This window comes from Citrobacter sp. RHB25-C09 (assembly GCF_013836145.1).
Lineage (GTDB): Bacteria > Pseudomonadota > Gammaproteobacteria > Enterobacterales > Enterobacteriaceae > Citrobacter_A.
In genome coordinates, this window is sequence record NZ_CP057483.1 from 2,190,503 (window position 1) to 2,217,060 (window position 26,558).

Consider the following 26,558-nt stretch of genomic DNA (forward strand, 5'->3'; position numbering starts at 1 on the left):
ATTATTTACCGTTTCCGGCAACCGTTTCGCCGTCACGCGTTAGCCACCAGGCCCCCAGGATGGGTATCGTTGTGGCGAGCATCACCAGCAGCGCCACCACGTTTGTGATCGGCACATCGCGTGGTCGCCCAAGCTGATTGAGCAGCCACAGCGGCAACGTTCGTTCGTGACCCGCAGTAAACGTCGTCACGATGATTTCATCGAACGACAGCGCGAACGCCAGCATTCCCCCCGCCAACAGCGCAGAACTCAGGTTTGGCAACACCACATAGCGGAAGGTCTGCCAGCCATTGGCACCCAAATCCATTGACGCTTCCACCAGGCTCCATGAGGTGCGACGAAAACGGGCAACCACGTTGTTAAACACCACAACCACGCAGAACGTGGCGTGGCCAACAACAATAGTGAAAAATCCCGGTTCCAGATTGACGGTTTTGAATGCGGTCAGTAGCGCCAGACCCGTAATGATCCCCGGCAAGGCAATCGGTAACAGCAGCAACAACGAGATGGCATTTTTACCAAAAAAGTCTCGCCGCCAGAGCGCTGCCGCCGCCAGCGTTCCCAGGAACAGCGCAATAAGCGTAGATAACGCGGCAATTTTAAGTGACAACGTCACTGATTCGAGAATGTCGCTACGCTGTGCCGCCACGCTAAACCAGCGCAGCGTCAGCCCCTGTGGCGGAAAGCTGAAAGCCGCTTCCTCAGTATTAAACGCATAGGCGGCGATGATAAGGATGGGGAAATGGAGAAACAGAACTCCGCCCCATGCCGCCAGTTTCAAAAATAGTGGCGCGCGTTCAGAGTGCATTAAACGCTCCCAGGCGCTTCACGAACGCCAGATAGAGGGCAATCAGTACAATGGGAACCAACGTGAACGCCGCCGCCATTGGCATGTTGCCAATCGCCCCCTGTTGGGAGTAGACCATATTGCCGATGAAATACCCCGGAGGCCCGACGAGCTGCGGCACAATAAAGTCGCCGAGGGTGAGCGAAAAGGTAAAGATGGAACCGGCAGCGATTCCCGGGATCGCCAACGGCAGAACAACATAGCGGAAGGTTTGCCGTGGTCGCGCGCCAAGATCGGCGGACGCCTGTAACAATGACGGTGGTAACCGTTCAAGCGCAGCCTGAACCGGCAAAATCATAAATGGCAGCCAGATATAGACAAAAACCAAAAAACGTCCCAGACCGGATGTCGACAGCGTGTTCCCGCCAATACCTGGTAACGTCAGAATGCTCATCAGCAAAGGCTCAAGACCCAGATGGCTTAAAAACCATTGGGCAACGCCGTCCTTAGCCAGCAACAGTGTCCAGGCATAGGCTTTAACGATGTAACTCGCCCACATCGGCAACATTACAGCAATATAGAAAAAGGCCTTCATTTTGCCGCTGGTGTAGCGTGCCATATACCAGGCCATCGGAAAGGCCAGAGTGGCACTTGCGATCGTGACCGCTACTGCCATAGCCAGCGTGCGTAAGATGATGTCGTAATTCGCCGGGTTAAACAGCGCGCGCAGATTAGCAAGCGTTAGATCTGGCGTCACCGACATGGTGAAATCGTCAAAGGTATACAGCCCCTGCCAGAGCAACGTCAGCAACGAGCCAAAGTAGACAATGCCAAACCACATCAGCGGCCCGAGCAGCAGCAAGAAAAGCCCCAGCCCGGGATTACGCCAAAAAAAACCAGAGAGTCTGCTGGAGCCACCATGCTGCGAAGGCGCAGAGAGCACGTTCATCGCCATTCACCTCTCCTCAACCAGGGGCACCATGACGTCCCGCGTCCATGACACCATCACCTGTTGTCCGGGTGTTAATGTCGAAGGCAGTGTGTCACCGGTTTGGTTCGCTTGGCTGACCAACAGCTTTTCCCCACCGGTCAGCCTGAGTTCAAAGCGCGTCGCCGCGCCCTGATATTGCACCGCCTGTATAACTCCGTGCGCCTGAATATCGCCTGGTTCGTTGAGGCGAATGTGCTCCGGTCGCAGTGAAAAACTGCCCGTCATGCCGCAAACGCTGGAGGACATGCTGGGATCAAAGACGTTGGACGTTCCAACAAACCCGGCGACGAAGGGCGTTAGTGGTCGCATGTACAGCTCTCGCGGGGAGTCCACCTGTTCGATGCGTCCATTATTAAACACCGCCACGCGGTCAGACATCGACAGCGCTTCACCCTGATCGTGGGTGACGAAGACAAAGGTGATACCCAGCGACTGCTGAAGCTTCTTCAGTTCCAGCTGCATTTGCTCACGCAATTTCAGATCGAGCGCGCCGAGCGGTTCGTCTAACAGCAAAACCCGGGGTTCGTTGACTAATGCTCTGGCAATCGCTACCCGTTGACGCTGCCCCCCGGAGAGTTGCGACGGTTTACGTGCGTGAACAAAACCCAACGCGACCTTCTCCAGCGCCTCGCGCGCCATCGAATGCCGCTTCTTTTTATCGATACCTTTGACCATCAGCCCATAGGCCACGTTATCGAGGATCGACATATGCGGGAACAGGGCATAGTCCTGAAAAACGGTGTTTACATCCCGTTCCCAGGGTGGGAGCTCGCTCGCCCGTTTGCCGAAGATAGAAATAGAGCCACCGGAAAGTTGTTCGAATCCGGCAATCAGTCGCAGGCAGGTGGTTTTGCCGGAGCCTGATGGCCCCAGCATTGAGAAAAATTCACCGTCGTTGATCGCAATACTCACGCCGTCGACCGCTCGCACGTCACCATACAGGCGCGAGACGTTGTCAAACTCCACTGCGTACGTCATAAATCACCCCAGTGAATTATTTGCCACCCATAATGGCGATATAGTCCTGCGTCCAGCGGCTGTAAGGCACATATTTACCGCCGTTCGCCACGGGTGTTTTCCAGAAGGCGATTTTGTCGAAAAAGGTGTAGCCGTTGGTTTCGCAGCCTTTTTCACCCAGCAGCGGACTGGCTTTACACCCTTCTGTGACGACCGGCAGCGACCCAAACCACGCCGCAACGTCACCCTGCACTTTTGGCGTCAGCGACCAGTTCATCCATTTATAGGCACAGACCGGATGTTTGGCCTCGCTGTGCAGCATTGTGGTGTCCGCCCAGCCGGTGACCCCTTCTTTTGGGAATACGGTAGCGATCGGCTGCCCTTCGGCCTTCAACGCATTCGCCTGATAAGGCCAGGCACTGGAGGCTACGACGCCTTCATTTTTGAAATCGCTCATCTGCACCGTCGTGTCATGCCAGTAGCGATGAATAAGAGGTTGTTGAGCGCGCAGCACCGTCAGCACGGCCTGGTACTGTTCTTCAGTAAGCTGATACGGATCGGTGATGCCCAACTGTGGCTGAGTGGCTTTCACATACAGCGCGGCGTCGGCAATATAAATCGGACCATCATAGGCCTGAACGCGACCTTTGTTGGGTTTACCGTCTGGCAGATCTTGCGCAACGAAGACCACGCGCCAACTGTCAGGCGGTGTCGGGAAGGTTTTGGTGTTATACATCAGCAGGTTTGGCCCCCACTGATACGGGGTGCCGTACACTTTTCCGCCCACGTTGAACCAGTCACCCTTGACGACGCGCGGGTCGACGCTCTTCCAGTTTTCAATAAGGGCCGTATTAATCGGCTGCACGCGTTTACCCATGATCAGGCGCAGCGACGCATCGCCAGAGGCCGTGACCAGATCATAGCCCCCTTTCGCCATCAGGCTGACCATTTCATCCGATGTCGCTGCGGTTTTGACATTGACCGCACAACCCGTCTCTTTTTCAAATTGCGTCACCCAGTCGTACTGCTTATCCGTTTGGCCGCGTTCGATATAGCCGGGCCAGGCGATAATATCCAGTCGCCCTTCGGCTTTACCCAATGAGGTTGGGGGTTCGGCGGCGTGAGCGGTCATCAGTGTCACACTGAGCGCACACAGGCTGCTGCGGGCAAATTTCTTGCTCATGAGAACGTACTCCTGTCGCAAAATATTGAGCGGCAGCCTTGCCGTAAATATATGTCCTTTCCTGAGAATAGTCGGCGCCTGATTGACTCACCTCAGGCGGCAAGAAAATTTAACAATCTTGTGACATAACCCGCATTCCGCCATGCGGGAGGGTTCATGGCGGGATCTTCTGGAGTATAGACAAGGGGTTACGGGAATGGACAGGCTATTACTATTTCCTATGATGACGGCCTCATCAGACGGCGAATGAGTTCAGCCAGTTGCTTTACAGATTCCTCTTCGCGTTCACCCCAGCTCCATGCCGTATTAAACCGGAAAAAACGCCGCCAGGTATCCGAGGTTGAGAACATTTTGCCTGGCGCAATACTGATGTGATGCGACAGCGCCTGCGAAGTCAGTTCCCCGGCGTCTACCCCTTTGGGCAACTCCAGCCAGAGAAAATAGCCACCATTGCTATGATGTATTTTTACTTCCGCAGGCAGATAGCGGAGCAGCGTTTGCCAGGCCAGCTGTTTACGCTCTGCAAGCTGGCGACGTAAACGCCGTAGATGCGCGTCATAGCGCCGCGTGGAGAGATAATCGACCAACGCCAACTGCATGGGTGAACTGGTCGACAACGTGCTCATCAATTGCAAACGCTGTATCTTGCGCGCGTGCTTTCCGGCTGCGACCCAGCCAATACGAAAACCCGGCACCAGACATTTTGAAAACGACGAACAATGGAGGATCGTGTCGTTACGATCCCAGGCTTTTGCAGGTAAGGGTTTTTCGCGGCCAAAATAGAGCTCACTGTAAACATCATCCTCAATGAGCATCACGTTATGCTTATCCAGAAGCGCCACCAGCCGCGCTTTTTTATCCGGACTCAGGGTAAAACCAAGCGGATTCTGACTGTTGGTCATCAGCCAGCACGCTTTTACCGGATAGTCCTTGAGTGCCTGCTCCAGCGCCGTAAGATCGATGCCGTCTTTCACGTCGGTGGCCACTGAAAGCGCTTTTAACCGTAATCGCTCCAGCGCCTGTAGCGCACCGTAAAAACAGGGGTTTTCCACTATCACCCAGTCGCCTGGTTCAGTAACTGCCTGCAAACTCAGGTTGAGAGCCTCCATCGCTCCTGTAGTAATCACTATCTCGTCTGGAGACACGGTCATGCCCTGTTGGGCGTAACGACGCGCGATGGCATGGCGCAACTCAGCGTTACCCGGCGGCAGGTTTTCAATCACGCTCATGGCAGTTGCCGTCTTACTCACCTGCGCCAGCGACCGATTTAGCTGTTGCAGCGGAAACAAACGCGGATCGGGAAAGGCCGAGGCAAAAGGCATTACAGACGCATCACGACTGGCCTGCAACATCTCAAAGATATACGTATTGATATCGACGGCCTCGTCACGCATCACCTGGGCTGGCGGTACCGTGAGTTGCTCTACCGGGCGCGGTGCAACGTAATAGCCTGACTGCGGACGCGCAATAATTCGCCCCTGACTTTCCAGAAGCTGATAAGCGTGCCCAACGGTCATAAAGCTCATCCCGCTAATTCCCACCTGTTCGCGCAGAGACGGCAGACGATCGCCGGCTTGCCAGACGCCAGATGCGATTTGCTCGCAGATTTGTTCAGCAAGACGCTGATATTTTTTCATCGTTATTCAACCGCAGTCGGTACAGATCACCCTTGCAGTTTATATCAGGTAAATTAATTCTCAATATTTTGTAAACTGTTATGGTTAAATAAGCCACTTCTGTTTCTGCCGCCCACTGTTATACACGCCTAGAATTGCGTTGAATCAATTTTAAGTGCGGAGTTATGCATGTTCGGTCTTGATGCGTTTCATCTGGCAAGGATCCAGTTTGCGTTTACGGTTTCTTTCCACATTATTTTTCCCGCGATCACCATTGGCCTTGCGAGCTACCTTGCGGTACTGGAAGGGCTCTGGCTGAAAAGCAAAAATCCCGTCTGGCGCTCGCTGTATCGCTTCTGGTCACCCATTTTTGCCGTCAACTTTGGAATGGGCGTCGTTTCAGGGCTGGTCATGGCCTATCAGTTCGGCACTAACTGGAGTGGTTTTTCAGCATTTGCAGGCAGTATTACCGGGCCATTGTTAACCTATGAAGTGCTGACGGCCTTCTTCCTTGAGGCCGGATTCCTCGGGGTTATGTTGTTTGGCTGGAATAAGGTCGGCCCTGGCCTGCATTTCTTCTCAACCTGTATGGTGGCATTAGGCACGCTGATGTCGACCTTCTGGATCCTCGCCTCTAATAGCTGGATGCAGACGCCGCAGGGTTATGAGATCGTCAACGGCCAGGTTGTGCCGGTGGACTGGTTTGCCGTTATCTTCAATCCGTCATTCCCTTACCGACTGCTGCATATGACCGTTGCTGCGTTTCTCAGTAGTGCGCTTTTTGTCGGCGCCTCGGCGGCGTGGCACCTGTTGCGCGGTAATAATACCCCCGCGATTCGCGCGATGTTCTCGATGGCGCTGTGGATGACACTCATTGTGGCGCCGTTACAAGCCATGATTGGGGACATGCACGGGCTGAACACCCTGAAACATCAGCCTGCAAAAATTGCCGCCATTGAGGGCCACTGGGAAAACCCTCCGGGGGAACCCACACCGCTGCTGCTGTTTGGCTGGCCAGATATGGAGCAGGAACGAACCCGCTACGGGTTGGCCATTCCGGCGCTGGGGAGCCTGATCCTGACTCACAGTTTTGATAAACAGGTACCGGCATTAAAAGAATTCCCTCAGGACGAGCGCCCTAATTCCACGATGGTGTTCTGGTCGTTTCGCATCATGGCCGGGCTGGGTATGTTAATGATGCTGCTGGGGTTCATGGCGCTCTGGTTGCGCTACAAACAGCGTTTATATTCCTCTCGCCCGTTCCTGCGCTTCGCGCTTTGGATGGGGCCATCCGGACTTATCGCTATTCTCGCGGGCTGGGTCACTACCGAAGTGGGACGCCAGCCGTGGGTGGTGTACGGCTTACAGCGTACTGCTGATGCAGTTTCGGCACACGGTGACCTGCATATGAGCCTTTCTCTGCTCGCTTTCTTTGTTGTGTACAGCGCAGTCTTTGGCGTCGGCTACAGCTACATGATTCGACTGATCTGTAAAGGTCCGGAAGAAATAGACTCCGCAACGCCGCCGACAGGAACCCCTGCAAGGCCGCTTTCTGCCGCCGTCCTCAACTCTCACCATGAGGCACAACGCTAATGGGTATGGATTTATCAGTTATCTGGTTTGTGATCATTGTTTTCGCCACGCTGATGTACATCGTGATGGACGGATTCGATTTGGGCATTGGTATTCTGTTTCCCGCTACGCGCGATGCTGATGATCGGGATGTCATGGTCAACAGTGTCGCCCCCGTGTGGGATGGCAATGAAACCTGGCTGGTGTTAGGAGGCGCTGGGCTGTTTGGCGCGTTCCCACTGGCCTATGCGGTGATTATCGATGCGCTCGCCATTCCGTTAACGCTGATGCTTCTCGGGTTGATTTTTCGCGGCGTGGCCTTTGAGTTCCGCTTCAAAGCCACGCCCTCTCACCGACCATTCTGGGACAAAGCCTTTCTTGGGGGTTCGATTGTTGCGACCTTCGCGCAGGGTATCGTGGTTGGCGCGGTGATTAACGGTTTTGCCGTGACTGAGCGCCGCTTCAGCGGCGGGCCATTCGACTGGCTAACCCCCTTCACGCTGTTCTGTGGGTTCGGTCTGGTGGTGACCTATGCGCTATTAGGCGCAACGTGGCTGGTGATGAAAAGTGAAAACCCTCTCGAGGATAAAATGCGAAGTACAGCGAAAAAATTGTTGCTGGCGCTGCTGTTGGTGATTGCAACGATCAGTCTCTGGACGCCGCTGGCGCATCCGGCAATTGTCGACCGCTGGTTTAGCCTGCCCAATCTGTGGTTCCTGCTGCCGGTTCCGGTGCTGGTTATCATCATCAGTCTCTGGTTATGGCAGGCGCTGGATCAGCCTGAACACCATACGTTGCCTTTTGCGCTGACGCTCGGTCTGATTTTCCTCGGCTTTAGCGGGTTAGGTATCAGTATCTGGCCGCATATCATTCCGCCGTCCATTACACTCTGGCAGGCTGCTGCACCTGCGCAAAGTCAGGGCTTTATGCTGGTCGGTGCCCTGCTCATTATTCCTGTGATCCTGGTTTACACCTTCTGGAGTTACTACGTGTTTCGCGGCAAAGTTCAACATGGCGAGGGATATCATTGATGCAGCATTCTGTCTGGAAGCGTCTGATGTGGCTGGCGATCATTTGGGGCGGTAGCGTACTGACGCTGGCGGCGGTGGGCGTGTTTTTTCGTCTGCTTATGACGGCGGCGGGGTTTAAAGCGCATTAACCTCGAAAGGTTGGCCCGGTGAAAAACCACCGGGCTTTCTGTTAACGCTTGCGCTTCGGCAGTGTTTCCATCAGATCTTCCGGACTGACGGAAGCGACGACGCTGCCAGGTAATGGCATCTTCAGAATGTGATTTTTGATTTTACCAATGACGTGCATTTCGCACGGACGGCAGTCAAATTTCAGGGTAAGCACCTCATCGCCATTGACCAGTTGCATCGGCGTGGCCTTCCAGCTCTTGATGTTTCCTTTCGCCTGTTTCGGGCACAGGTTAAAGGCAAAACGTAGACAATGCTTGGTGATCATGACCGGAACATCGCCCTTTTCTTCATGGGCCTCATAAGCAGCATCGATCAACTCAACGCCATAGCGATGATAAAACGCTCTCGCTTTGTGGTTATAGACGTTCGCAAGGAAACTCAGGTGTGTTTGCGGATAAACCGGCGCAGGATCAGAAACCGCTTTACGCACGCCGCGTTGATAGCTCGCCAGACGCGCCGCGTCCAGCATTTCCACCGCTTCCCGGCGGAACTGATTAAGCAGGCTGTTTGGTACAAACAGCGCATCCGGCAGCGTCACTGCGATATCACGCGCGTAATACAGCGTCTGTCCAAGTTTCGCCACGCCGTCTTTCAGCGCGCTCAGCGCTTTTTCAGCGTTATTCGCTTCCTCAAAGTTGCCTTCCAGCGTATGGGTTATACTGACGCCCTCCTCGCTGGTAAGGGTCAGAATCAGCTGTTCCTGCCAGCCGCCGAGCTCAATATCAACTGCCACACGACGTTCGCTTGAGGTTTTGGTTAATGCCTGCTGCCAGTTGTGGTCAAGATTGCGGTTCAGCGGGTGATGTGGACGAAGCTTGTGCAGATCGGCTGGCATCTCATTCGGCCAGACGCGGTAACGATTCTCACCCATTTTCTCAACGGTGTTCGCGCGGAAACCCACCACTTCGCGTTTGATCATCACGTTCAGACCGTCGCCGTTCGCTAACGGTTCGCTGACCTCGACGTCGAGGTGATCTTTCGCCACTTTCAGGACTTCACCAACCGGTAATCCGATAAATTTGGGCGAATCAAAGGCGCCGATATCCCCTTTCCGCGCATTAACAAAGTAGTCGGTACTGCCACGGTGAAAGGTTTTATCCGTTGAAGGAATAAAGAAATGCTCGGTGCGGCCAGAAGACGCGCGTGCCAGGTCCCCCCGATCTTCAATGATCGCATCCAGCATCTGGCGATAGTGCGCGGTGATATTCTTCACGTAGCTCATATCTTTGTAACGTCCTTCAATCTTGAAGGAGCGCACGCCTGCGTCAATCAGCGCACCGAGGTTAGCCGTCTGGTCGTTATCTTTCATCGACAGCAGGTGTTTTTCATACGACACCACCCGTCCCTGATCGTCTTTAAGGGTATACGGTAAACGGCACGCCTGAGAACAGTCGCCTCTGTTGGCACTGCGTCCCGTCTGGGCGTGAGAGATGTAGCACTGCCCGGAATACGCTACGCACAGCGCACCGTGAACAAAGAATTCGATGGTTGCATCGGTGGCCTGGTGAATGGTCTGAATCTGTTCGAGATTTAACTCACGCGCCAGCACAATCTGGGTAAAGCCGACGTCAGAGAGGAATTTTGCTTTTTCAACACTACGGATATCGCACTGGGTGCTGGCATGCAGTTCGATGGGAGGAATGTCGAGCTCCAGTATCCCCATGTCCTGCACAATCAGCGCATCAACGCCCGTCTGGTAGAGATCGGTGATTAACCGCTGTGCGGGTTCCAGTTCATCGTCATGCAGAATCGTGTTCAGCGTGACGAAGATCTTCGCGCCGTAGCGATGGGCAAACGGCACCAGTTCGCCAATCTCTTTCAGGCTGTTGCTGGCATTATGCCGTGCGCCAAATCCGGGACCGCCAATGTAGACAGCATCTGCACCGTGCAAAATGGCTTCGCGGGCAATGGCGGTATCACGTGCCGGGCTTAACAATTCAAGGCGATTTGAGTGCAGGCGCATAGCGTTGTTCTTATCCAGTAGCAGCAAAATGGCGGCTATTGTAGTCAGAAGCGCCGCAGAGCGAAATAGTTTTCCTGCTCAACTGCGTGGGTAATGGATCAAGGAATGAAAGTGCACAGTCTGACCACTGCTGTTGAGATAAGCGTGCGGCTGGTCACCTGCAAAACGCACACCTTCCCCTGCGTGAAGCACCCGCCATTGCCCTTCGATGCGCATCTCCAGTTCGCCATGAATGGCGATGACATGTTCAATCACGCCGGTTTCATGCGGCGTGGATTCACTGAGTGCGCCGGGAGCCAGCAGAATCGAAAAATGATCAAAGCGCAACTCCGGATCCCATGGGAATAGCGGCGTTACCACCATGGCCTGCTGCTGTGGGTCGAATGTCGGCAGTTGTTCCGATTCGGGCGGCGCGATAAAGGTTGAAAACGGGACATTAAGTCCGGTGGCAATCTTCCAGAGCGTTGCTACCGTCGGGCTGGATTCGTTACGTTCAATTTGCCCGAGCATCGCTTTTGATACCCCGGTCGCTTCGGAGAGTCGCGATAAGCTCCAGTCCCGCTGTTTACGCAGCGTTTTTAACGTACTCGCCAGATAGTGCGTCAGGTTGTCCATTGTCCCCTCCCAAAAATGACAGCTTACCACTTGTGCGTTATAACGCTCAAATGCTAGATTGATTGACCGTTATAACGCACGAGAGGTCATCATGCGTCTGTTTTCATTGCCCTTGCCCACTCTGCTTTCAGGCTTTGTGGCGGTCCTTGTCGGCTATGCCAGTTCCGCGGCGATCGTCTGGCAGGCCGCCGTCGCGGCTGGCGCGACCACTGCGCAAATTGCGGGCTGGCTAACTGCACTCGGCATCGCAATGGGCGTCAGTACGCTCATTCTGACGCTATGGTATCGCGCCCCTGTGCTGACGGCGTGGTCAACGCCTGGCGCAGCGCTGCTGGTCACCGGCCTTCAGGGTCTGACGCTGCCTGAGGCGGTTGGCGTATTTATTATCGCTAATGCGTTGATCGTGCTGTGTGGGGTAACGGGACTGTTTGCCCGGTTGATGCGGGTGATTCCGCACTCGCTGGCGGCGGCGATGCTGGCGGGCGTTCTTCTGCGTTTTGGCCTACAGGCTTTTGCCAGCCTCGACGGTAATTTCCTGCTCTGCGGCAGTATGCTGTTGGCATGGCTGATACTGAAGGTCATTGCTCCACGCTATGCGGTTATCGGCGCACTGGTTGTCGGCGCGACAATAGCATTCGCAAATAGTGACGTTGTCACCTATGCGTGGGATGTTTCACCTGTTCTTCCGGATTTTATTGTCCCGCAGTTTTCGCTGGCACATGCCATTGGCGTAGGCGTCCCGCTGTTTCTCGTCACTATGGCTTCACAAAATGCCCCTGGTGTCGCCACTCTGAAAGCCTCGGGTTACAACGTTCCCGTTTCTCCGCTGATCATCGTGACAGGTTTACTAGCCTTATTTTTCTCGCCATTTGGCGTCTATTCTATCTGTATTGCCGCTATCACTGCGGCCATTTGCCAAAGCCCGGAAGCCCATCCCGATGCGGAGAAGCGCTGGATGGCAGCGGCGGCAGCCGGTGTGTTTTACGTTATTGCTGGAATATTCGGCAGTTCAATCACCGCCATCATGGCGGCACTGCCGGTGAGCGGCGTGCAGATGCTTGCCGGGCTGGCGCTGTTAGGCACGATCTCTGGCAGTTTGTACCAGGCGCTGTGTCAGGAAACCGAGCGCGATCCCGCCGTGATAACGTTTCTGGTCACCGCAAGCGGCCTGACGCTGTGGGGTATTGGATCTGCATTTTGGGGGTTAGTTGCCGGAGGCATCTGCTTTACTGCACTACGACTGGCCCGCCGCACGTAGTTGTGAGGGCGTTTTGCCGGTCGCTTGCTTAAAGCGATTACTGAAGTGACTGGGCGAACTGAAGCCGCAGGCAAAGGCAATCTCCGTCAGCGGACGTTGTGAATGACACACTAACTGTTTTGCCAGATCCATGCGTCGCTGCATCACATACTGATGCGGCGCCATTTTCATCGACTGACGAAACATTCGGGCGAAATGGTATTCGCTCAGAGCTGCTTCATGAGCTAAATCAGCCAGCGTAAACGGTTCGGCCAGATGGGCGTCAATCCAGGCCTGTACATTGCGCAATGTCCCCGGCGCAAGCCCGCCCGTTACCGTCGGCAGGCGCCACTGCACGTTGCTGTAATGCTGAATCAGGTGGGTCATCAGCAGCGATGAAGCCGCGCTGAGGGTAAGATGGTTCGCCGGCTGCTGCCAGTCGTTCCCCAACAAAAACTGACGATAAACGGCGGTAATGCCGGGATCGTTGCCGAACGTTCGCTCGTCAAGGGTGAAGCGGTACGGACTCTTGTCCCAGACCTTTTCCCCCACCTCGCGAAGATGGGCATCGGTGCAATAAAGATGGACGAATGAAAGGTCATCACGAATATCCCAGGTGGATTCGCTCTCTTTTGGCAGCAGGCAAAAGCGATCCGGCCCGCCGCCGTTTTTCCAGCCGTTCGCCGTTTTATGATAGCTCTCGTAGCCATCCTCCACATACAAACTCAGGGTGTGATGATCACAATATTGCGTGATGGTGTCGCGTTTGTTTGACCATGCCGCCAGTTGGACACCCGAATGTAGGGCGACTGACTCATGCAGCACCGCATTGTGGCTCCGCAACTTTTCAAAGGCATCATATATTTGTGACATACCACCACATCTACCCCATTAATCTGAACTTCAGTGTATCGCAGCAACTTTCTGTTACCAGTCTCAACGAAAAAAAAGCGCAAGTTTTTGCAAGTTGACCGCAAGCGTGTGAAAGCGCCGCATGCCCAGACTTGCGACAGTGGGATATCCCGGTAAATGAGAGAAAGCGATGAACCTGTTTTTGTATAGTCTGGTGGTGGTGATTTGGGGTACAACCTGGATTGCTATTTTTTTGCAGCAAGGTCCTGTTTCCGCACCGGTATCGATCTTCTGGCGCTTTGCCGTAGCGACTGCGCTGATGATGTTGATTATGTTGGTACGGGGAAAACTGAGAAAGCTGGCGGCGCGGGATCATCTGTTCTGCTTTCTTCAGGGTGCCTGCGTGTTCTGTTTTAATTTCTGGTGCTTTTATACCGCCGCGGCGTGGATCAATACCGGACTGGAGTCAGTGATCTTTTCCATGGCAGTATTATTCAATGCAGTGAACAGTTTTATCTTCTTTGGTCAAAAACCGCCAGCACGGTTCTATCTCGCCGCCGCACTGGGGCTGACCGGTATCGTCACTCTCTTCTGGCATGATCTTACCGCCAACGGCGTCAGCGGCACGCTGTTGTCAGGGATTGGTCTGAGCGCGCTGGGCACGTTCGGTTTCTCACTGGGAAATATGATCAGTCTTCGCCATCAGAAAAATGGGCTGGAGGTGATGACAACAAACAGTTGGGCGATGCTCTACGGTACGGTGCTGATCGCGATTATCGCCCTGCTACGCAGTGATGATTTCACCCCGCAGTGGACGTTTAGCTACCTGGGCGCATTGTTGTATTTGGCCGTTTTCGGCTCGGTGATTGCCTTTGGCGTTTATTTCACCCTTGTCGGCCGCATTGGTCCCAGTAATGCGGCATACAGCACCCTGCTTTTCCCGTTGGTGGCATTATCGATCTCGACAATTTATGAAGGCTACGTCTGGCAACTTAATGCGGTCGCGGGGTTACTCTTTATTCTGGTGGGGAATCTGGTGATGTTCGCTCGCCCGCAGGAACGGTTACGTCGACGGGTTGCGTAAAAAAAGCGCCATCTTTCGACGGCGCCTTGTCGCTACTTTCTGTTGATATCAAACATGGTGGCATCTGTCGCCATGTCATCAACAACTCTCTTCAGGTTATCAAACGCCATTGGCGTGTTTTGGTTATTCAGGTCTTTACCTTCACCCTGACGAACCACTTTGATTACGGGCTTATTGGTTGCCGCGTCAATTAACTCACCTTCAAAGTAAAGATGGGTATCCATGGTACGGTGACCGGTTGCCATTTGCGTTCCGGCGACCACCAGCGCAACGGGCACCACTTCATAGAACTGCAGCCCTTCTTTGCTGGTATCGACACCGGTGATAGCGCCGCGGAAAATCAGGCTACGCGGGCCTGGCCTGGTCACCAAGGGTTTGCGCTGCTCCACGGCAGTCTTCATTTTTGTATTGGTATAACTTAATAACTGATCGAGGACTTTCTGGCCCACCTGCGTAGTCGGTTTCGGCGCAGGATAGTAAGTAATCGGATTCCATACGATATTGTCGTATTTCGAATCGCTGTAGTTAGGGTCTACCCAACGCAGCACCGGCTGACCGGTTGCAGATTTTGTTTCCTGCAAACCGGAGTAATCTTTCAAAAAACCAGAGTATTTATCAGGCTGTGTGATTTTAGACGCACAGCCGGATAAGGCCAATAAACCAGCAAGCGCGGCAACTTTAAATAAAGTTTCAGTACGCATGGATCGATCCCTTAGAATATGCAGATATGCATGGGAAAGAGTAGCAAAGAGATTTAATTTGCGATGTACTAAAAATGGTAATTAAGCAAAATTTTTTTCAGCGCTTAAAGTCCGGAAAAAGACTGAGCGCTGAAGGAGTTACCGGCAGGCTGGCTTAGGCTTTTTTTTGTGCAAGCAGTGTGGCAAAACGTAACTTGATCCGGTTGCCATTTTCATCGGTGCGGTGTAATTCGCCGACTTCTTCATTATATTTCAGCAAATCCCAGCCCTCGTAATAACGACGCAGTTCCCCTTCTTTAAAAGCAAAGGGAAAGCCGACGGTGCAGGGAAAGTCCTCGGTATCCATCGCCGCAACAATCAGGTTATAACCCCCCACTTTGGTACAGCGCTGCATATTAGCAATCAGACCCGGGATCGTCTTCGCCTCCAGGAACATCAGTACAACGGTAGAAAGGATGAAATCATACTCACCTTCAAAGGTGAGCGTATTGAGATCCTTGACCGCGGTCTGGAGATTATCCAGCCCCTCTGCGACCTTGATGCGCTCAACATTTGCGATACTCATCGCGTTTTTATCCCAGGCGGTAACGTCATAACCGTTTGCCGCAAGATAAAGGCTATTGCGACCATTACCGCAGCCCAAATCTAACGTTTTACCCGGTTTAACCACCTTTACTGCTTCCAGCACCTCGGAGTGCGTGCGGGTTAAATCGTATTTTTCCGTAAAATAATTTTCGTCACGAAGGGTCATTATTTGTCCTCAGATTTCAGTAATGCAGTTCGTTCTGTGCGAATAAGCAATTTCCCCTGCAGCAACAGTGCGAAGGTCCGAACCAGCAATAACGCGATAATCGCATTGGTAAAAATAAACAGCGGCACAGCGAGCGTATGGAAAAAGCCAGATTCGCTGGCATGTCCCAGATGTAAGCCTGTCGTCGCCAGCGCCGAGACGCCGAACGAAAAGCTCCAGAACGACGCATTAAAGGGCTGTGAGAGATACCAGGGCATCAGGCGCAACATAAACAACAACTGGAGTAACCCGTAGCCGAACAGCATTTTTGCCAGCGTGTCGGCTTCCCCGCCATTCACGCTGAGCCAGGCACTACAGGCAACCAGCGCAGGCGCAAGTTGAATACCTAACGACGTACGCAGCGCGGTCGGTAATTCACCGACACTACGCAACCGTTGCAGGATCACCGGTTCAAGGCTGAGCCAGGAGAATACCCCTGCCCCCAAAAAGACTAAACCAGCATCGTTATACCCCAGCGCGCCACAAGCCATTGCACTGATAAAATTATTCGCTACGGTAGGCAAATACAGACCGGGCGTGGTCGCCTCTTCCGGATGTGAACCGCGCCAGAGTCCTGCCGTCTGCCAGGCGGCATAGAGCAGTTGGATCACAACACCAATGATAAACAGCCCCACCGCCAAAGGGTGAAACCAGGGAACAAACCCGATGGCGACCAGCATGGTGGTCGCCGGAAACAGACTCACAAAGCTACTCATCACCGGGTGGCGAATCTCTGCCAGTACGCTGTACGGGAAGCGTAGCAAACGGGTGATAAAAGCCAGGGTAAGCAATCCCCAGATGACCATGGCGAGGATAACCAGCGCGTCACCGGGCAAGCGACTCACAGGCCAGATCTGACTGGCATAGCGCCAGGCAAAACCCATTCCAATCGTCCCAAGCACCATGCCGAAGTAGCCGGCTGGTAGGTTCAGGACATCATCTCGCGGTTTATTTGCACTCATTTTTGTTTATTTTTTAAAGTATATTTGAAATGCATTTTATGGAATTTCATCCGGTTTAGCCAGCGGCGCAAATTTTGCTACGTTTATACTAAGCGATTAACCGGAAACCCCCTATGCACAAATACCGATTAAGCGACGCACAGCGCGCGTTCAGCTATCAGGAAAATGGTGTTAAGAAGAATATCTTACTGCGTCAAATTATCGCCCTGCGCGATTTTAGTGACGTCAAGGCAGGCGAACGCGGTGGCTGGATAGATGATATCAGCGCTCTGTCTCAGGACGGCAACTGCTGGATTTACGACGAGAACAGCCTCGCTTTTTCCGGCACGGTCATTTCTGGTAATGTACGCATTACCCAACCCTGTCTTATCCATGACAACGTCCGGATCACAAATAATGTGTGGATTGACCAGGCGGAACTCAGTCATGGTGTCAAAATAAGTGACAACGTCACAGTGCAAAATGCAATAGTACGGGGACACTGCCACCTTTTTGGCGACGCGCGAATATTGCACCATTCTGAAATCGTCGCCGCGCGTGGCTTAACGGTCGAAAATGACCAGTTCCTGCAGATTTACGATCGCGCGACCGTGAGTAACTCACGTATCGTGCATCAGGCACAGATCTATGGCGACGCCATTATCAATTATGCATTCATCGAACATCGGGCTGAAGTTTTTGACTTTGCCCTCATTGAGGGCAACAGCGAAAACAACGTCTGGGTCTGTGATTGCGCAAAGGTCTACGGCCGTGCGCGCGTCATTGCGGGTCTTGAGGAGGATGCCATCCCGACCCTGCGCTACAGCTCACAGGTCGCCGAGCAGGCAACGGTAGAGGGGAACTGCGTGCTGAAGCATCATGTGCTTGTGGGTGGCAATGCGGTACTGCGCGGCGGACCAATTCTGCTCGACGATCATATTTTGATTGAAGGTGAAGTGCGTATACTGGGGGAAGTACTGGTGGAAAATCACGTCGATATCCGTGGCCAGACAACCGTTGAAGCAACCCCAGATGCGGCCATTCACCTGCGAGGCCCCAAAGTCCTGGACGGTGAGATGTATATCACTCGGACGCCGCTGGTCGGGTCAATCTGAAGCGGCGTCAACAATTCGCGCGTATATGTTCACGTCATCGTAGCGACCGTTGAGAAATTCGGCCTGCTTCATACAGCCTTCCAGCGCAAAGCCATTGCGCCGTGCCACCTGATTACTGGCCTGGTTTTCAACCCGACATCGAATGACAAAGCGTCGGATTTCACCGCGTTTCGCGTAGTGCTGGATTAGACTTTCTAACGCCTGTGACATAATCCCCTTTCCCTGATGCTCCTCATCCAGCCAGTAGCCGATCCAGGCCGCTTTATTGAGAGGCTCAATCTGATTAAATGACAGCACGCCCGCCATCTCATCATCGGCAAAAATCAGATACATCTTTGCATAGCCACGCTGGTGCAACATCATATTGCCCTGCACGGTCTTACGCGTATCCTCTGCGGAATGAACGTACTGCGGCCAGTCGAGCGACCGTTGCAGCCAGTCACGATTTTTAACCACCAGATGGTACAAATCTGTCGCGTGCCCCTCATCCACGGCGCGCAGCTCCACGGTGTCGTTCACCTTGATCGTTTCAGGCATTGTCTTCTTCCCTTCAGTTAATTCATGTTGAGCTTAAAGCAAAAGGGCCTCCCGCGCAGCAGGAAGCCCTTTATCAGGTCAGGAACCGTTCAGACTAGCTTTCGCTGATGCTCTCTTTTTGCAAGATTTTGAGCATATCGTCCTTTAACTGGAGTTTCTGTTTTTTCAGACGCACGACATCGAGACTGTATCCCCGACCATCGGAACCTTCCAGCCTGGCGATTTCATGATCAAGGCTATTGTGTTTTTCGAAGAGAGACAAAAAGCGAGGATTCTCGGTTTTAAGTCGGGAAATCAGATCTCTGTATTCTGGAAACATACGCTCTCCCTGTTAGTGGCCAACTGTGGTGTACAAGAAATACACACCTTCAGCTTACTCATTTGGCTTAGGGAAAAATGCGAACAGGATCGTGTTTAATTCGGCTACAGATATTTCCTGTCACTCTTTTTGACGCCCTCTGGTATGCGCAAAGGGCGTCACAACGCATTAACGCATAATGCGGTCGTCAACGTAATTACGTTTATCCGGCGCAGGCGGGAAGTACTGATAAAGCCAGGTTTCGCTGATAGCCTCCCCCTGACAGCGCAGGAACATCCGCATATCTACTGGTTCGGTTGAATCTGACGTGGGATACCAGTCAAACTGGATACGATAACCATCGAACGGCTCTACATACAGAATTTCAATCTGCTTCGCTTCACCGCTGGAAAGCGTAATCACCGGCTCAATGCCCTTAGGCGCAGCCGCTTTCAGATCGCCCCCCACGAAATCGACAGCAAACCGACGCGCCCATTTCTCCGGATAATGCTCTCCCGGCGCCCAGCCTTCCGGGAAGCCGCCCATGCCGGTGCGGGTCGCCATCACGCGCGCCAGCGGTGAACGGACTGGTGGCTGTGCGCTCCAGTAAAGGCGGTACTCGAACGCCAGTTCATCACCTGCTTCAATGGCTTTTTCCGGCTGCCAGAAACAGACCACGTTATCCAGCGTTTCGCCGGTGGTCGGGATTTCCATCAGGCCAATGGTCCCTTTCCCCCATTTATTACGCGGTTCAACCCACAGGCTCGGCCGTTTGTTATACCAGCCCATGATGTCCTGATAGTGCGTGAAATCACGATCCAGCTGCAGCAAACCAAACCCTTTCGGGTTGTTGTCGGTATAGGCGTTAAACTGCAATTTCTGCGGATTGTTCAAAGGACGACAAATCCACTCACCGTTGCCGCGCCACATAGCCAGGCGATCGGAATCATGAATTTGCGGGTGAATGGTGTCACACATGCGACGCTCGTTATTACCACAGCTGAACATACTGGTCATTGGCGCAATGCCCAACTGTTTGATGTCTTTACGCGCATACAGGCGATTTTCAACGTCCATGATCACCTGACTCTTCTCGCAGTGAATCACGAATTTATACGCGCCGGTGATACTTGGGCTATCCAGCAACGCGTAAACGGTAAACGTTGTGGCGCCAGGTTTTACTGTGTCAAACCAGAAGGCTGTGAAATCCGGGAACTCTTCTTTGGTATCGGTATAGGTATCGATCGCCAGACCGCGTGCGGACAAACCGTACTGATAGGTATCATCTACCGCACGGAAATAGCTGGCCCCAAGGAAGGAAACGACATCACGACGCGCAAGTTCCGGGGCCTTAAAAACGCGAAAACCAGCGAATCCGAGATCGGTTTGCCCTTCCAGTTGTTTGGTATCAACACCCGCATCGTTGTATTTAAACAGCTCCGGGCGGAAGTGAATTTCACGCGCCAGATGAGTGCTGGAATCTACCGAGAACATCCGCACGCGGCGACGGAACCCCATCCCAACGTGGAAGAACTGCGCGTCCAGTTGACGCCCTTCAACATTGTTCCATAATGACTGCGCCGCATCATACTGAATGCTGTTGTAAGCCTGTGGCGTCAGGTTAGCCAGGGTGTTGGGCAACGCGCGCGGCGTTCCGCCCCAGGGCTTTTGGGCCAGGTCATGCGCCATTGATTGCAGCACAGAAAAGTCAAAGCGTACGGAGTTTCCGTCCGCGATGTCCGAATCTGCCGCATAGGCTGCTTGTGAAAAGAGTGAAGCAATACCACTGGTACCGCACACGGCGGCCATTGCCATTGAACCTTTAATAAATCGTCTGCGATTCATGCCTGAAAATCAGTCCTTCTGGTCGTGTAAATGGTCCCGCGCCGGTGCTTATCAGCGGCAAGAGGTTGCATAATTCTGAGCGCCCACTCTAGACAAAAATCATTAATAATCCAATTGTTGAGCGCTGATAATCTGCGCAAAACGGAAAATATTTTGTGTCGATAAGAACAGACCGAATCGCAGGTAAAGCTATGCGCGTAAACTTTCAACGTTTGTCATGCTAATCAAGGCTGACATGATGAGCCATGACCCGTTTGAACAGCGCCAGTCGGGCGCGCATAAAGCGGTTTTCAACGCGAAAGCCCGCATGCTTGTGCAGCCCCATACGCAGTAATCGATCGCGCCCCTGAACACAGGCCGGCCAACGCACCGGTCCGTCTAGCGTATCGCACGTGCGACTTGCATGTCGGGCAAAATTCACCCAGTAGTCGGCAACCTGAGCGGCAAATGCACGATCGTTCCCGTTCACATAATTCCGCGACGGTTCGGCAAGCATCAGCGTATCAAAGACATACGGGACTTCATTACCATGCCAGGCACCGTTGGGGTAGGTTTCATGTTCCGATTCCGCGACATAGTCAAACCAGTAGCGCCAGCAGGGTTCGCCAACCCGCTGCTGCGCCTGCATTACCACATAACCCAGCGCAGTGAACGCCATGTCCCGACAGACCTGCCGCCCAAGCTCTTCATCTCCCTTCACACCCGGATAAAGCAGTTTAATAATCCCCAGACCAAGACGCTGCTCCCGGCGGATTTTGGCGATTTGTCCGGCAAGGTCGACACCAAAAACCGCCATGACGCTGGCTTCGTCGCTATTTGAACCTATCATGATGGGCACCGGATGGTGACGGGCGGCTAAAAAAACGTCCAGCATCGGTTCGGGTAATACCGCATCGCCGGAGACAGGCGTCGGCGCAATTTTCAACGGTGCAGTCAACGGCCAGAAGGCCTCGGGTGGAATGGCACGGAGCTGTTCAGTGGTGGCCTGATGTAAACCAAAATGTTCCGCCAGGGCAACGCCATTCTCCAGCGCAGTCTCGCGCGGGGTATCCGGTAAGGTATAGCCGCTCTGGATAATCGCTTTATGAAAAAGCCCCTTACCGAGCGGCGATGCTAACAGCGAGAGTACACTACGGGCACCTGCCGATTCACCAAACAGCGTGACGTTTTCAGGATCGCCGCCAAATACAGCAATATTCTTCTGCACCCAACGCAGCGCAGCGATCTGATCGAGTAGCGCGAAATTATTGATTTTTTCACCCGCTTCATCGTCCAGCGCCGGGTGAGCAAAGAACCCGAGATGTCCAAGGCGATAATTAACCGTCACGACCACAACGTCGCGCTTAGCCAGGGCAACGCCGTCGTAAGGCGGCAGGCTACCCGCGCCAATGGTGAAACCGCCACCGTGTAACCAGACCATGACCGGAAGCCGTTGTTGACGCACGCCAGGCGACCATACATTGAGATACAGACAGTCTTCAGAAAACGCGCCGGGATCGCCGCCGCCGAGTTCCTTGCAGTACTCAATATCCTGCCAACTGGCACAGGAAAAAGTGTTGGCGTCTCGAATGTCTGACCAGGGCATAACCGGCTGCGGAGCGCGCCAGCGCAGTTCGCCTGTTGGCGGCGCGGCGTAGGGAATACCGCGCCAGATGAGAATGTCGTCCTGAACGACACCCCTCAATTTACCCTGAGCTGTTTCTGCCAGCGGAAGGTGGGACTCGATCATATCCTTGCAAACCCGTTAACCGTAGATTGCAACAGGATACCTTGATTAAAGTAAGCCGCAACGCCGTTTACTGCGTTCTTCCGCCTCCTGGTACAACGCAAACTCGTCATAGACCGGACAGCCTAACGCTTGCTCAAACGCCTCACGACTGGCATTACCGTGGCTGCGTGCCTGCGTTTCATTACCCAGATTGGACTGAAAAATGCCGGCAGCACTGACTGGCAGAAAATCTTCATAAGTGATGGGTTGCGCCACCACCCAGCCGCGTTCAATGTGTGGTTGGGGATCATCCCCCGGATGAATGGCATTTCGATGCGCCTCGCCCGAAGGCGTCAGACGATAGCGGAACCAGGCCAGTCCCTGTTGGCGCAGCAGAAACTCGCTGTCCGGAAACGCCTTGAACGTTTCTTGCAGGTGCAACTGATGCGTCAGGTTGTCTTTACCGGTTCCGGCGCTATTCAATAATTCATCATACAGTCGACGTCCTTTCTGGGTCAGCGCCACCCCACGCTGCTCAATCTCACCGAAGCGCGCGGTGTGTGTGCCCTGCATTTCACCCGCAAATAACACAGGCTCCTCAAGCGCTTTAAAACTGGTCTGGCGTAAAAGAATGGGCACTTCACGACGCGGCGGACCTTCAATCAGAATTTTAGGCTCGATACCGCATTCGGGCATCATCGCTTGTACCCGGTCGATATCGAGCGTTCTTGGGGTCAGGTGATTGATATGGCAGCCGGGGAAGCAGACGACGTCGGCGATCAGACGATGCTCGTTATGCAGCGCATGGTAGGTTTGCTCATCCACGGTGGCATGCCGGTGCCAGCGGAAAGTTTCCAGTGCTTCCCGTACAAATTCTTTAACCTGGGCGGCGGTAAATCCGCTTTGTGCATCCCAGAGGTCCAGCAGTTCCCGACAGCGTGGCGTGAAAATATCGCGCTGCGCGAGAATGTCTGCGGCGCGCTGACGCAATGACGCGTTCTCGATCAACTCCAGACGCAATAGTGAGGTAAAGACACGAAACGGGTTGCGGCAAAGTGACGCGTCATCAATGGGACGAAATGCGGTGGAATGCACCGGCACGCCAGCCTGCGACAGATCGTAATAGCTGACCGGAAACATCCCCATAATCGCAAACATCCGGCGCAGGGTTGATAACTCCTCAGCCGTACCAACCCGGATCGCACCATGTCGCTCGACGTTGAGTCGCGCCAGCTCATCCGCATTAGCCAGTTTTTCATGCAACGCGGGGTTATTTTCCAGAACGGCCAGATTCACATCAGCCACAAGATCGAGCAGCGTGCCGTATTGCGGAACTTCCTGCTGATACATTGCCGACATTGCCTGCGAAAAATGCTCCCGAATCTCATCTGCCGTGATGGTGTTCGCCATAATGTCATGCCTCCAGTGAATGTTACCTGGAGTTTAGAAAACGCTTTTCACTCTGGGGAGAAGAATTTACAAAGTGTGATCTCGCATGACATCAGTGTATCTTTTGGCCTTCCTGCACAGAGGCAACGTTTAATGTTGATCGGGGCCCAGATTACGTTCCAGCCACGGGAGAAACTGTTTTTTATTGCTTTCAGAAAGCGTATCTGGAGTGTTGTCGTCACGCCGTCAGCCAACGCGCAGTCATGAAGGCGATACAGAGGGTATCACTATGGGGATGACGGTGGCCGAGGACATGGATCATTTTACACCCCGACTACGAAATCGCTGTTAGTTAAAAAGATTAAATGTTAATAATATTTTGCAATCAAGTTATCAAAAACAAACAACTTTACTTGTCACCGGCACGGCTCTGTTTTTAACATCGCTTATGGAAAAAAATAGCCTTTTTAGTCAGCGCATCCGCTTGCGCCATCTTCATACTTTTGTCGCTGTCGCTCAACAAGGAACATTGGGGCGTGCAGCCGAAACCCTTAACCTTAGCCAGCCTGCGTTGTCAAAAACACTTAACGAACTCGAGCAACTGACCGGCACGCGTCTGTTTGAACGTGGGCGACTCGGAGCGCAACTCACGCTCCCCGGCGAACAGTTTCTGACCCATGCGGTCAGAGTGCTTGACGCGCTCAATACCGCCGGGCAAGCGCTCAATCGTAAAGAAGGCATTAACGATGATGTTGTAAGAATAGGCGCCCTTCCCACCGCCGCGCTCGGTATTCTGCCGTCAGTGATTGGGCAATTTCACCGCCAGCAGAAAGGCACCACTTTACAGGTCGCCACGATGAATAACCCCATGCTGCTGGCCGGACTGAAAACGGGTGAGATAGATATTGGGATTGGGCGTATGTCCGATCCTGATCTGATGAACGGGTTAAACTATGAGCTGCTGTTTCTGGAATCAATGAAGCTCGTCGTGCGCCCGAACCACCCGCTGCTCCAGGAAAACGTCACGCTCAGTCGCGTGATGGAGTGGCCGGTGGTAATTTCCCCTCAGGGCACGGCTCCCCGACAGCACGCGGATGCCCTGCTGCAAAGTCAGGGCTGCAAATTACCCGCAGGATGCATAGAGACGCTCTCCGCGTCGCTCTCCAGACAACTTACCGTGGATTATGATTACGTGTGGTTTGTGCCTTCCGGCGCGGTGAAAGAGGATTTGCGGCAGGCGACGCTGGTGTCATTACCCGTTCCGTCGCAGGGCACTGGCGAACCCATTGGTATCCTGACCCGCGTTGATTCCACCCTCTCCGCAGGCGCTCAGTCGCTTATCAGCGCGATTCGAAAATCCATACCCTTCTGAGGCCGACAAAGGATATGGCGCTTACGCGCCATATCCGGGTGGATGTTAAAACGTTTCCCAGTTATCCCCGTCAGGGGTGATCGGTTGTTTCGCCGTCGATAGCTGATGAGTTGTTGTCACCGCACGTTTCTTCGCGCTTGCGGTCGTGAGGCGGAACGTGCCCACGGCTTCCGTCAGATGTGCGGCCTGCTCTTCGAGTGATGCCGCTGCCGCAGAGGCTTCTTCAACCAGCGAGGCGTTCTGCTGAGTCACTTTATCCATCTCTGAGATGGCCTGACTCACCTGAACAATACCGCGGCTCTGCTCATCCGACGCGGCGGCAATTTCCAGCATGATATCGGTGACACGTCTGACCGCGTCGACGATATCCGTCATCGTGTTACCTGCCGCAACCACTTCACCGGAACCCTGATCAATCAGGCGTACCGATTCGCTAATCAGTCCTTCAATCTCTTTAGCGGCCTGGGCGCTACGACTGGCCAGCGTGCGTACTTCACTAGCGACCACGGCAAAGCCACGACCTTGCTCACCCGCGCGCGCGGCTTCAACCGCCGCGTTCAACGCCAGAATATTGGTCTGGAAGGCAATGCTGTTGATAACCGCCGTGATTTCAGAGATTTTCTTCGAGCTGGTCGAAATATTGCCCATCGTTTGTACAACACCGGAAACCATCTGACCGCCGCGACTGGCCTTGCCGGAAGCATCTTCCGCCAGTTTGCTGGCATGATGCGCGTTATCGGCGTTCTGTTTCACCGTTGCGGTCAGTTCTTCCATACTGGCCGCCGTCTGCTCAATAGCCGCTGCCTGTTCTTCAGTACGCGACGACAGGTCGGTGTTGCCTGCGGATATTTCACTGGTACCACGGTAGATCTCTTCAGCGCCCTGACGCACCGCGCCCACGGTTTTCACCAGCGAATGTTGCATCTGCTGCAGGTGACGGCTCAGACGGCCGATTTCACTGCGTCCAGTCGGCTCATCCGGCATGGTCAGATCGCCCGCCGCAATTTGCTCGATACGCTGTGCAGCATGCTGCAACGGATTAATAACCGTGCGACGCAGCACAAAGAAGGTCATCACAGTCAGCGCCAATGCCAGACCAAAGGCACCAATCATAAACATGACGCCCAACTGCGTGCGCTGATGCGCTTGTTCAGATAAGTGATTCGCGCGAGCGGTACGGATTTCAATAGCCTTCAACAAGACTTTGTTATAGCTATCATCCAACTGGCGAGCCTGTTCGCTTTCATGATTGATGATCGCTTCAAACATACCGTTTCTGGCAAATTTCAGCATCGGTTGCATGCCGTCAACGTACGCTTTAAACGCGTTGCTGAGATCGCCATCCAGCGCTTCATCTTCCGCTGTCTTCACCGAACGCGCCATATAGGCGTTAAAACCGTCCTGTGACTGCTTGATGCGTTTTTCAGCCGCTGCGATATTCGCCTTCATATCCTGCATTTCAGCGATACGACTCGCTGCGCCAGCGTGAATTAAATTGATGCGCGCGGTGCGTAAATGGTTAGAGCTATTGGATAGCCCCATTCGCACCTGAATCTCTTCTGTAACGTCACGCTGATCGCGGTCCGCCTGCATGAGGAAATAGCCTGCCAGGGCAGAACTCAGCGCGAACAGCAAAATAATGCCACCGAGAATGGAGGAAAACAGCGGAACCAGCCGTATTTGATACAGGAAACCCAGCTTTGGGGCTGCTTGCATCGATGATGTGTTGTCCATGACCGTCGACTCTCTTGTAGGATGAATGCGTTTACACGCCCGTTAGATAGTCATCGGCATTCTGTGACGTAT

General features: G+C 53.6%; 24 protein-coding genes. 7 read left to right on the forward strand and 17 right to left on the reverse strand.

Translation table 11 applies throughout. The annotated features are described in order from the left end of the window. Position 1: 1 nt before the first annotated feature. The 5 genes from HVY19_RS10195 to HVY19_RS10215 form a co-directional block, all read right to left on the reverse strand. Positions 2-808 carry an ABC transporter permease gene (locus HVY19_RS10195; protein ID WP_181684182.1) on the reverse strand — a complete coding sequence of 269 codons (807 nt, stop codon included), beginning with the start codon at positions 806-808 and terminating at the stop codon, positions 2-4. Beyond that, positions 798-1,742 carry an ABC transporter permease gene (locus tag HVY19_RS10200; protein ID WP_181680496.1) on the reverse strand — a complete coding sequence of 315 codons (945 nt, stop codon included), beginning with the start codon at positions 1,740-1,742 and terminating at the stop codon, positions 798-800. The genes HVY19_RS10195 and HVY19_RS10200 overlap by 11 nt, the downstream gene beginning before the upstream one ends. Continuing rightward, complete coding sequence (locus HVY19_RS10205) at positions 1,743-2,756, reverse strand: ABC transporter ATP-binding protein (protein WP_181680497.1); 1,014 nt, start codon at positions 2,754-2,756, stop codon at positions 1,743-1,745. Between the two features lie 16 nt (positions 2,757-2,772). After that, complete coding sequence (gene ydcS, locus HVY19_RS10210; protein WP_181680498.1) at positions 2,773-3,918, reverse strand: putative ABC transporter substrate-binding protein YdcS; 1,146 nt, start codon at positions 3,916-3,918, stop codon at positions 2,773-2,775. 218 nt (positions 3,919-4,136) lie between these two features. Continuing rightward, positions 4,137-5,555, reverse strand: a complete 1,419-nt coding sequence (locus tag HVY19_RS10215; RefSeq protein WP_181680499.1) for a PLP-dependent aminotransferase family protein — start codon at positions 5,553-5,555, stop codon at positions 4,137-4,139. A gap of 168 nt (positions 5,556-5,723) precedes the next feature. Here HVY19_RS10215 and HVY19_RS10220 point away from each other — a divergent pair, with 168 nt between their 5' ends. Genes HVY19_RS10220 through HVY19_RS10230 form a run of 3 tightly spaced genes read left to right on the forward strand, consistent with a single transcriptional unit; the run spans position 5,724 to position 8,265 of the window. Beyond that, a complete protein-coding gene (locus HVY19_RS10220; protein ID WP_181680500.1) occupies positions 5,724-7,127 on the forward strand; it encodes a cytochrome ubiquinol oxidase subunit I in 1,404 nt (467 codons plus the stop codon). Next, positions 7,127-8,137, forward strand: a complete 1,011-nt coding sequence (gene cydB / locus HVY19_RS10225; protein WP_181680501.1) for a cytochrome d ubiquinol oxidase subunit II — start codon at positions 7,127-7,129, stop codon at positions 8,135-8,137. Before HVY19_RS10220 ends, cydB begins: the two co-directional genes overlap by 1 nt. Further along, entirely contained in the window at positions 8,137-8,265 is a 129-nt protein-coding gene (locus HVY19_RS10230; RefSeq protein ID WP_181680502.1) for a DUF2474 domain-containing protein, read from the forward strand. The genes cydB and HVY19_RS10230 overlap by 1 nt, the downstream gene beginning before the upstream one ends. A gap of 41 nt (positions 8,266-8,306) precedes the next feature. Here the strand turns inward: HVY19_RS10230 and HVY19_RS10235 are convergent, their stop codons facing one another. Together HVY19_RS10235 and HVY19_RS10240 are read right to left on the reverse strand one after the other, a co-directional pair. Further along, the gene (locus tag HVY19_RS10235; protein WP_181680503.1) at positions 8,307-10,268 is read right to left on the reverse strand and encodes a U32 family peptidase; all 1,962 of its coding nucleotides are present in this window, start codon (positions 10,266-10,268) and stop codon (positions 8,307-8,309) included. Between the two features lie 78 nt (positions 10,269-10,346). Beyond that, positions 10,347-10,883 carry an XRE family transcriptional regulator gene (locus HVY19_RS10240; protein WP_181680504.1) on the reverse strand — a complete coding sequence of 179 codons (537 nt, stop codon included), beginning with the start codon at positions 10,881-10,883 and terminating at the stop codon, positions 10,347-10,349. Positions 10,884-10,974: 91 nt separating this feature from the next. On the opposite strand from HVY19_RS10240, the gene HVY19_RS10245 reads away from it, so the two are divergent. Next, complete coding sequence (locus HVY19_RS10245; protein ID WP_181680505.1) at positions 10,975-12,141, forward strand: benzoate/H(+) symporter BenE family transporter; 1,167 nt, start codon at positions 10,975-10,977, stop codon at positions 12,139-12,141. Here the strand turns inward: HVY19_RS10245 and HVY19_RS10250 are convergent. After that, the gene (locus HVY19_RS10250; protein ID WP_181680506.1) at positions 12,118-12,993 is read right to left on the reverse strand and encodes an AraC family transcriptional regulator; all 876 of its coding nucleotides are present in this window, start codon (positions 12,991-12,993) and stop codon (positions 12,118-12,120) included. The genes HVY19_RS10245 and HVY19_RS10250 overlap by 24 nt on opposite strands. Before the next feature lie 169 nt (positions 12,994-13,162). Here HVY19_RS10250 and HVY19_RS10255 point away from each other — a divergent pair, with 169 nt between their 5' ends. Continuing rightward, positions 13,163-14,056 (forward strand): DMT family transporter, encoded by an 894-nt coding sequence (locus HVY19_RS10255; RefSeq protein ID WP_181680507.1) that lies wholly within the window; start codon positions 13,163-13,165, stop codon positions 14,054-14,056. Positions 14,057-14,088: 32 nt separating this feature from the next. Here HVY19_RS10255 and HVY19_RS10260 read toward each other — a convergent pair whose 3' ends face one another. From HVY19_RS10260 to tehA, 3 genes are all read right to left on the reverse strand, one after another. Beyond that, the gene (locus HVY19_RS10260; protein WP_181680508.1) at positions 14,089-14,757 is read right to left on the reverse strand and encodes a DUF3313 domain-containing protein; all 669 of its coding nucleotides are present in this window, start codon (positions 14,755-14,757) and stop codon (positions 14,089-14,091) included. Between the two features lie 154 nt (positions 14,758-14,911). Beyond that, complete coding sequence (tehB, locus tag HVY19_RS10265) at positions 14,912-15,508, reverse strand: tellurite resistance methyltransferase TehB (protein WP_181680509.1); 597 nt, start codon at positions 15,506-15,508, stop codon at positions 14,912-14,914. Continuing rightward, positions 15,508-16,509 carry a dicarboxylate transporter/tellurite-resistance protein TehA gene (gene tehA, locus HVY19_RS10270; protein ID WP_181680510.1) on the reverse strand — a complete coding sequence of 334 codons (1,002 nt, stop codon included), beginning with the start codon at positions 16,507-16,509 and terminating at the stop codon, positions 15,508-15,510. The genes tehB and tehA overlap by 1 nt, the downstream gene beginning before the upstream one ends. Before the next feature lie 113 nt (positions 16,510-16,622). On the opposite strand from tehA, the gene ydcK reads away from it, so the two are divergent. After that, entirely contained in the window at positions 16,623-17,603 is a 981-nt protein-coding gene (gene ydcK / locus HVY19_RS10275; protein WP_181680511.1) for a YdcK family protein, read from the forward strand. Here ydcK and rimL read toward each other — a convergent pair. The 5 genes from rimL to HVY19_RS10300 form a co-directional block, all read right to left on the reverse strand. Then, entirely contained in the window at positions 17,595-18,140 is a 546-nt protein-coding gene (gene rimL / locus HVY19_RS10280) for a 50S ribosomal protein L7/L12-serine acetyltransferase (protein ID WP_181680512.1), read from the reverse strand. The two genes, ydcK and rimL, sit on opposite strands and share 9 nt — an antisense overlap. Positions 18,141-18,234: 94 nt before the next feature. Further along, entirely contained in the window at positions 18,235-18,459 is a 225-nt protein-coding gene (locus HVY19_RS10285; protein WP_181680513.1) for a YdcH family protein, read from the reverse strand. Between the two features lie 168 nt (positions 18,460-18,627). Then, positions 18,628-20,283, reverse strand: a complete 1,656-nt coding sequence (locus tag HVY19_RS10290; RefSeq protein WP_181680514.1) for a glucan biosynthesis protein — start codon at positions 20,281-20,283, stop codon at positions 18,628-18,630. A gap of 220 nt (positions 20,284-20,503) precedes the next feature. Next, positions 20,504-22,012 carry a carboxylesterase/lipase family protein gene (locus HVY19_RS10295; RefSeq protein WP_181680515.1) on the reverse strand — a complete coding sequence of 503 codons (1,509 nt, stop codon included), beginning with the start codon at positions 22,010-22,012 and terminating at the stop codon, positions 20,504-20,506. Positions 22,013-22,057: 45 nt separating this feature from the next. Further along, positions 22,058-23,401, reverse strand: a complete 1,344-nt coding sequence (locus HVY19_RS10300; RefSeq protein ID WP_181680516.1) for a VOC family protein — start codon at positions 23,399-23,401, stop codon at positions 22,058-22,060. A gap of 427 nt (positions 23,402-23,828) precedes the next feature. On the opposite strand from HVY19_RS10300, the gene HVY19_RS10305 reads away from it, so the two are divergent. After that, entirely contained in the window at positions 23,829-24,752 is a 924-nt protein-coding gene (locus HVY19_RS10305) for a LysR substrate-binding domain-containing protein (protein ID WP_220132922.1), read from the forward strand. Between the two features lie 45 nt (positions 24,753-24,797). Here the strand turns inward: HVY19_RS10305 and HVY19_RS10310 are convergent, their stop codons facing one another. Further along, on the reverse strand, positions 24,798-26,486 hold the full coding sequence (locus HVY19_RS10310) for a methyl-accepting chemotaxis protein (protein ID WP_181680518.1): 1,689 nt from the start codon (positions 26,484-26,486) through the stop codon (positions 24,798-24,800). Positions 26,487-26,558 lie beyond the last annotated feature (72 nt).

Bases quoted from the DNA above. Each gene is read 5' to 3' on its own strand.
- HVY19_RS10195 (WP_181684182.1), bottom strand. From the start codon at position 808: ATGCACTCTGAACGCGCGCCACTATTTTTGAAACTGGCGGCATGGGGC.
- HVY19_RS10200 (WP_181680496.1), bottom strand. From the start codon at position 1,742: ATGGCGATGAACGTGCTCTCTGCGCCTTCGCAGCATGGTGGCTCCAGC.
- HVY19_RS10205 (WP_181680497.1), bottom strand. From the start codon at position 2,756: ATGACGTACGCAGTGGAGTTTGACAACGTCTCGCGCCTGTATGGTGAC.
- ydcS (WP_181680498.1), bottom strand. From the start codon at position 3,918: ATGAGCAAGAAATTTGCCCGCAGCAGCCTGTGTGCGCTCAGTGTGACA.
- HVY19_RS10215 (WP_181680499.1), bottom strand. From the start codon at position 5,555: ATGAAAAAATATCAGCGTCTTGCTGAACAAATCTGCGAGCAAATCGCA.
- HVY19_RS10220 (WP_181680500.1), top strand. From the start codon at position 5,724: ATGTTCGGTCTTGATGCGTTTCATCTGGCAAGGATCCAGTTTGCGTTT.
- cydB (WP_181680501.1), top strand. From the start codon at position 7,127: ATGGGTATGGATTTATCAGTTATCTGGTTTGTGATCATTGTTTTCGCC.
- HVY19_RS10230 (WP_181680502.1), top strand. From the start codon at position 8,137: ATGCAGCATTCTGTCTGGAAGCGTCTGATGTGGCTGGCGATCATTTGG.
- HVY19_RS10235 (WP_181680503.1), bottom strand. From the start codon at position 10,268: ATGCGCCTGCACTCAAATCGCCTTGAATTGTTAAGCCCGGCACGTGAT.
- HVY19_RS10240 (WP_181680504.1), bottom strand. From the start codon at position 10,883: ATGGACAACCTGACGCACTATCTGGCGAGTACGTTAAAAACGCTGCGT.
- HVY19_RS10245 (WP_181680505.1), top strand. From the start codon at position 10,975: ATGCGTCTGTTTTCATTGCCCTTGCCCACTCTGCTTTCAGGCTTTGTG.
- HVY19_RS10250 (WP_181680506.1), bottom strand. From the start codon at position 12,993: ATGTCACAAATATATGATGCCTTTGAAAAGTTGCGGAGCCACAATGCG.
- HVY19_RS10255 (WP_181680507.1), top strand. From the start codon at position 13,163: ATGAACCTGTTTTTGTATAGTCTGGTGGTGGTGATTTGGGGTACAACC.
- HVY19_RS10260 (WP_181680508.1), bottom strand. From the start codon at position 14,757: ATGCGTACTGAAACTTTATTTAAAGTTGCCGCGCTTGCTGGTTTATTG.
- tehB (WP_181680509.1), bottom strand. From the start codon at position 15,508: ATGACCCTTCGTGACGAAAATTATTTTACGGAAAAATACGATTTAACC.
- tehA (WP_181680510.1), bottom strand. From the start codon at position 16,509: ATGAGTGCAAATAAACCGCGAGATGATGTCCTGAACCTACCAGCCGGC.
- ydcK (WP_181680511.1), top strand. From the start codon at position 16,623: ATGCACAAATACCGATTAAGCGACGCACAGCGCGCGTTCAGCTATCAG.
- rimL (WP_181680512.1), bottom strand. From the start codon at position 18,140: ATGCCTGAAACGATCAAGGTGAACGACACCGTGGAGCTGCGCGCCGTG.
- HVY19_RS10285 (WP_181680513.1), bottom strand. From the start codon at position 18,459: ATGTTTCCAGAATACAGAGATCTGATTTCCCGACTTAAAACCGAGAAT.
- HVY19_RS10290 (WP_181680514.1), bottom strand. From the start codon at position 20,283: ATGAATCGCAGACGATTTATTAAAGGTTCAATGGCAATGGCCGCCGTG.
- HVY19_RS10295 (WP_181680515.1), bottom strand. From the start codon at position 22,012: ATGATCGAGTCCCACCTTCCGCTGGCAGAAACAGCTCAGGGTAAATTG.
- HVY19_RS10300 (WP_181680516.1), bottom strand. From the start codon at position 23,401: ATGGCGAACACCATCACGGCAGATGAGATTCGGGAGCATTTTTCGCAG.
- HVY19_RS10305 (WP_220132922.1), top strand. From the start codon at position 23,829: ATGGAAAAAAATAGCCTTTTTAGTCAGCGCATCCGCTTGCGCCATCTT.
- HVY19_RS10310 (WP_181680518.1), bottom strand. From the start codon at position 26,486: ATGGACAACACATCATCGATGCAAGCAGCCCCAAAGCTGGGTTTCCTG.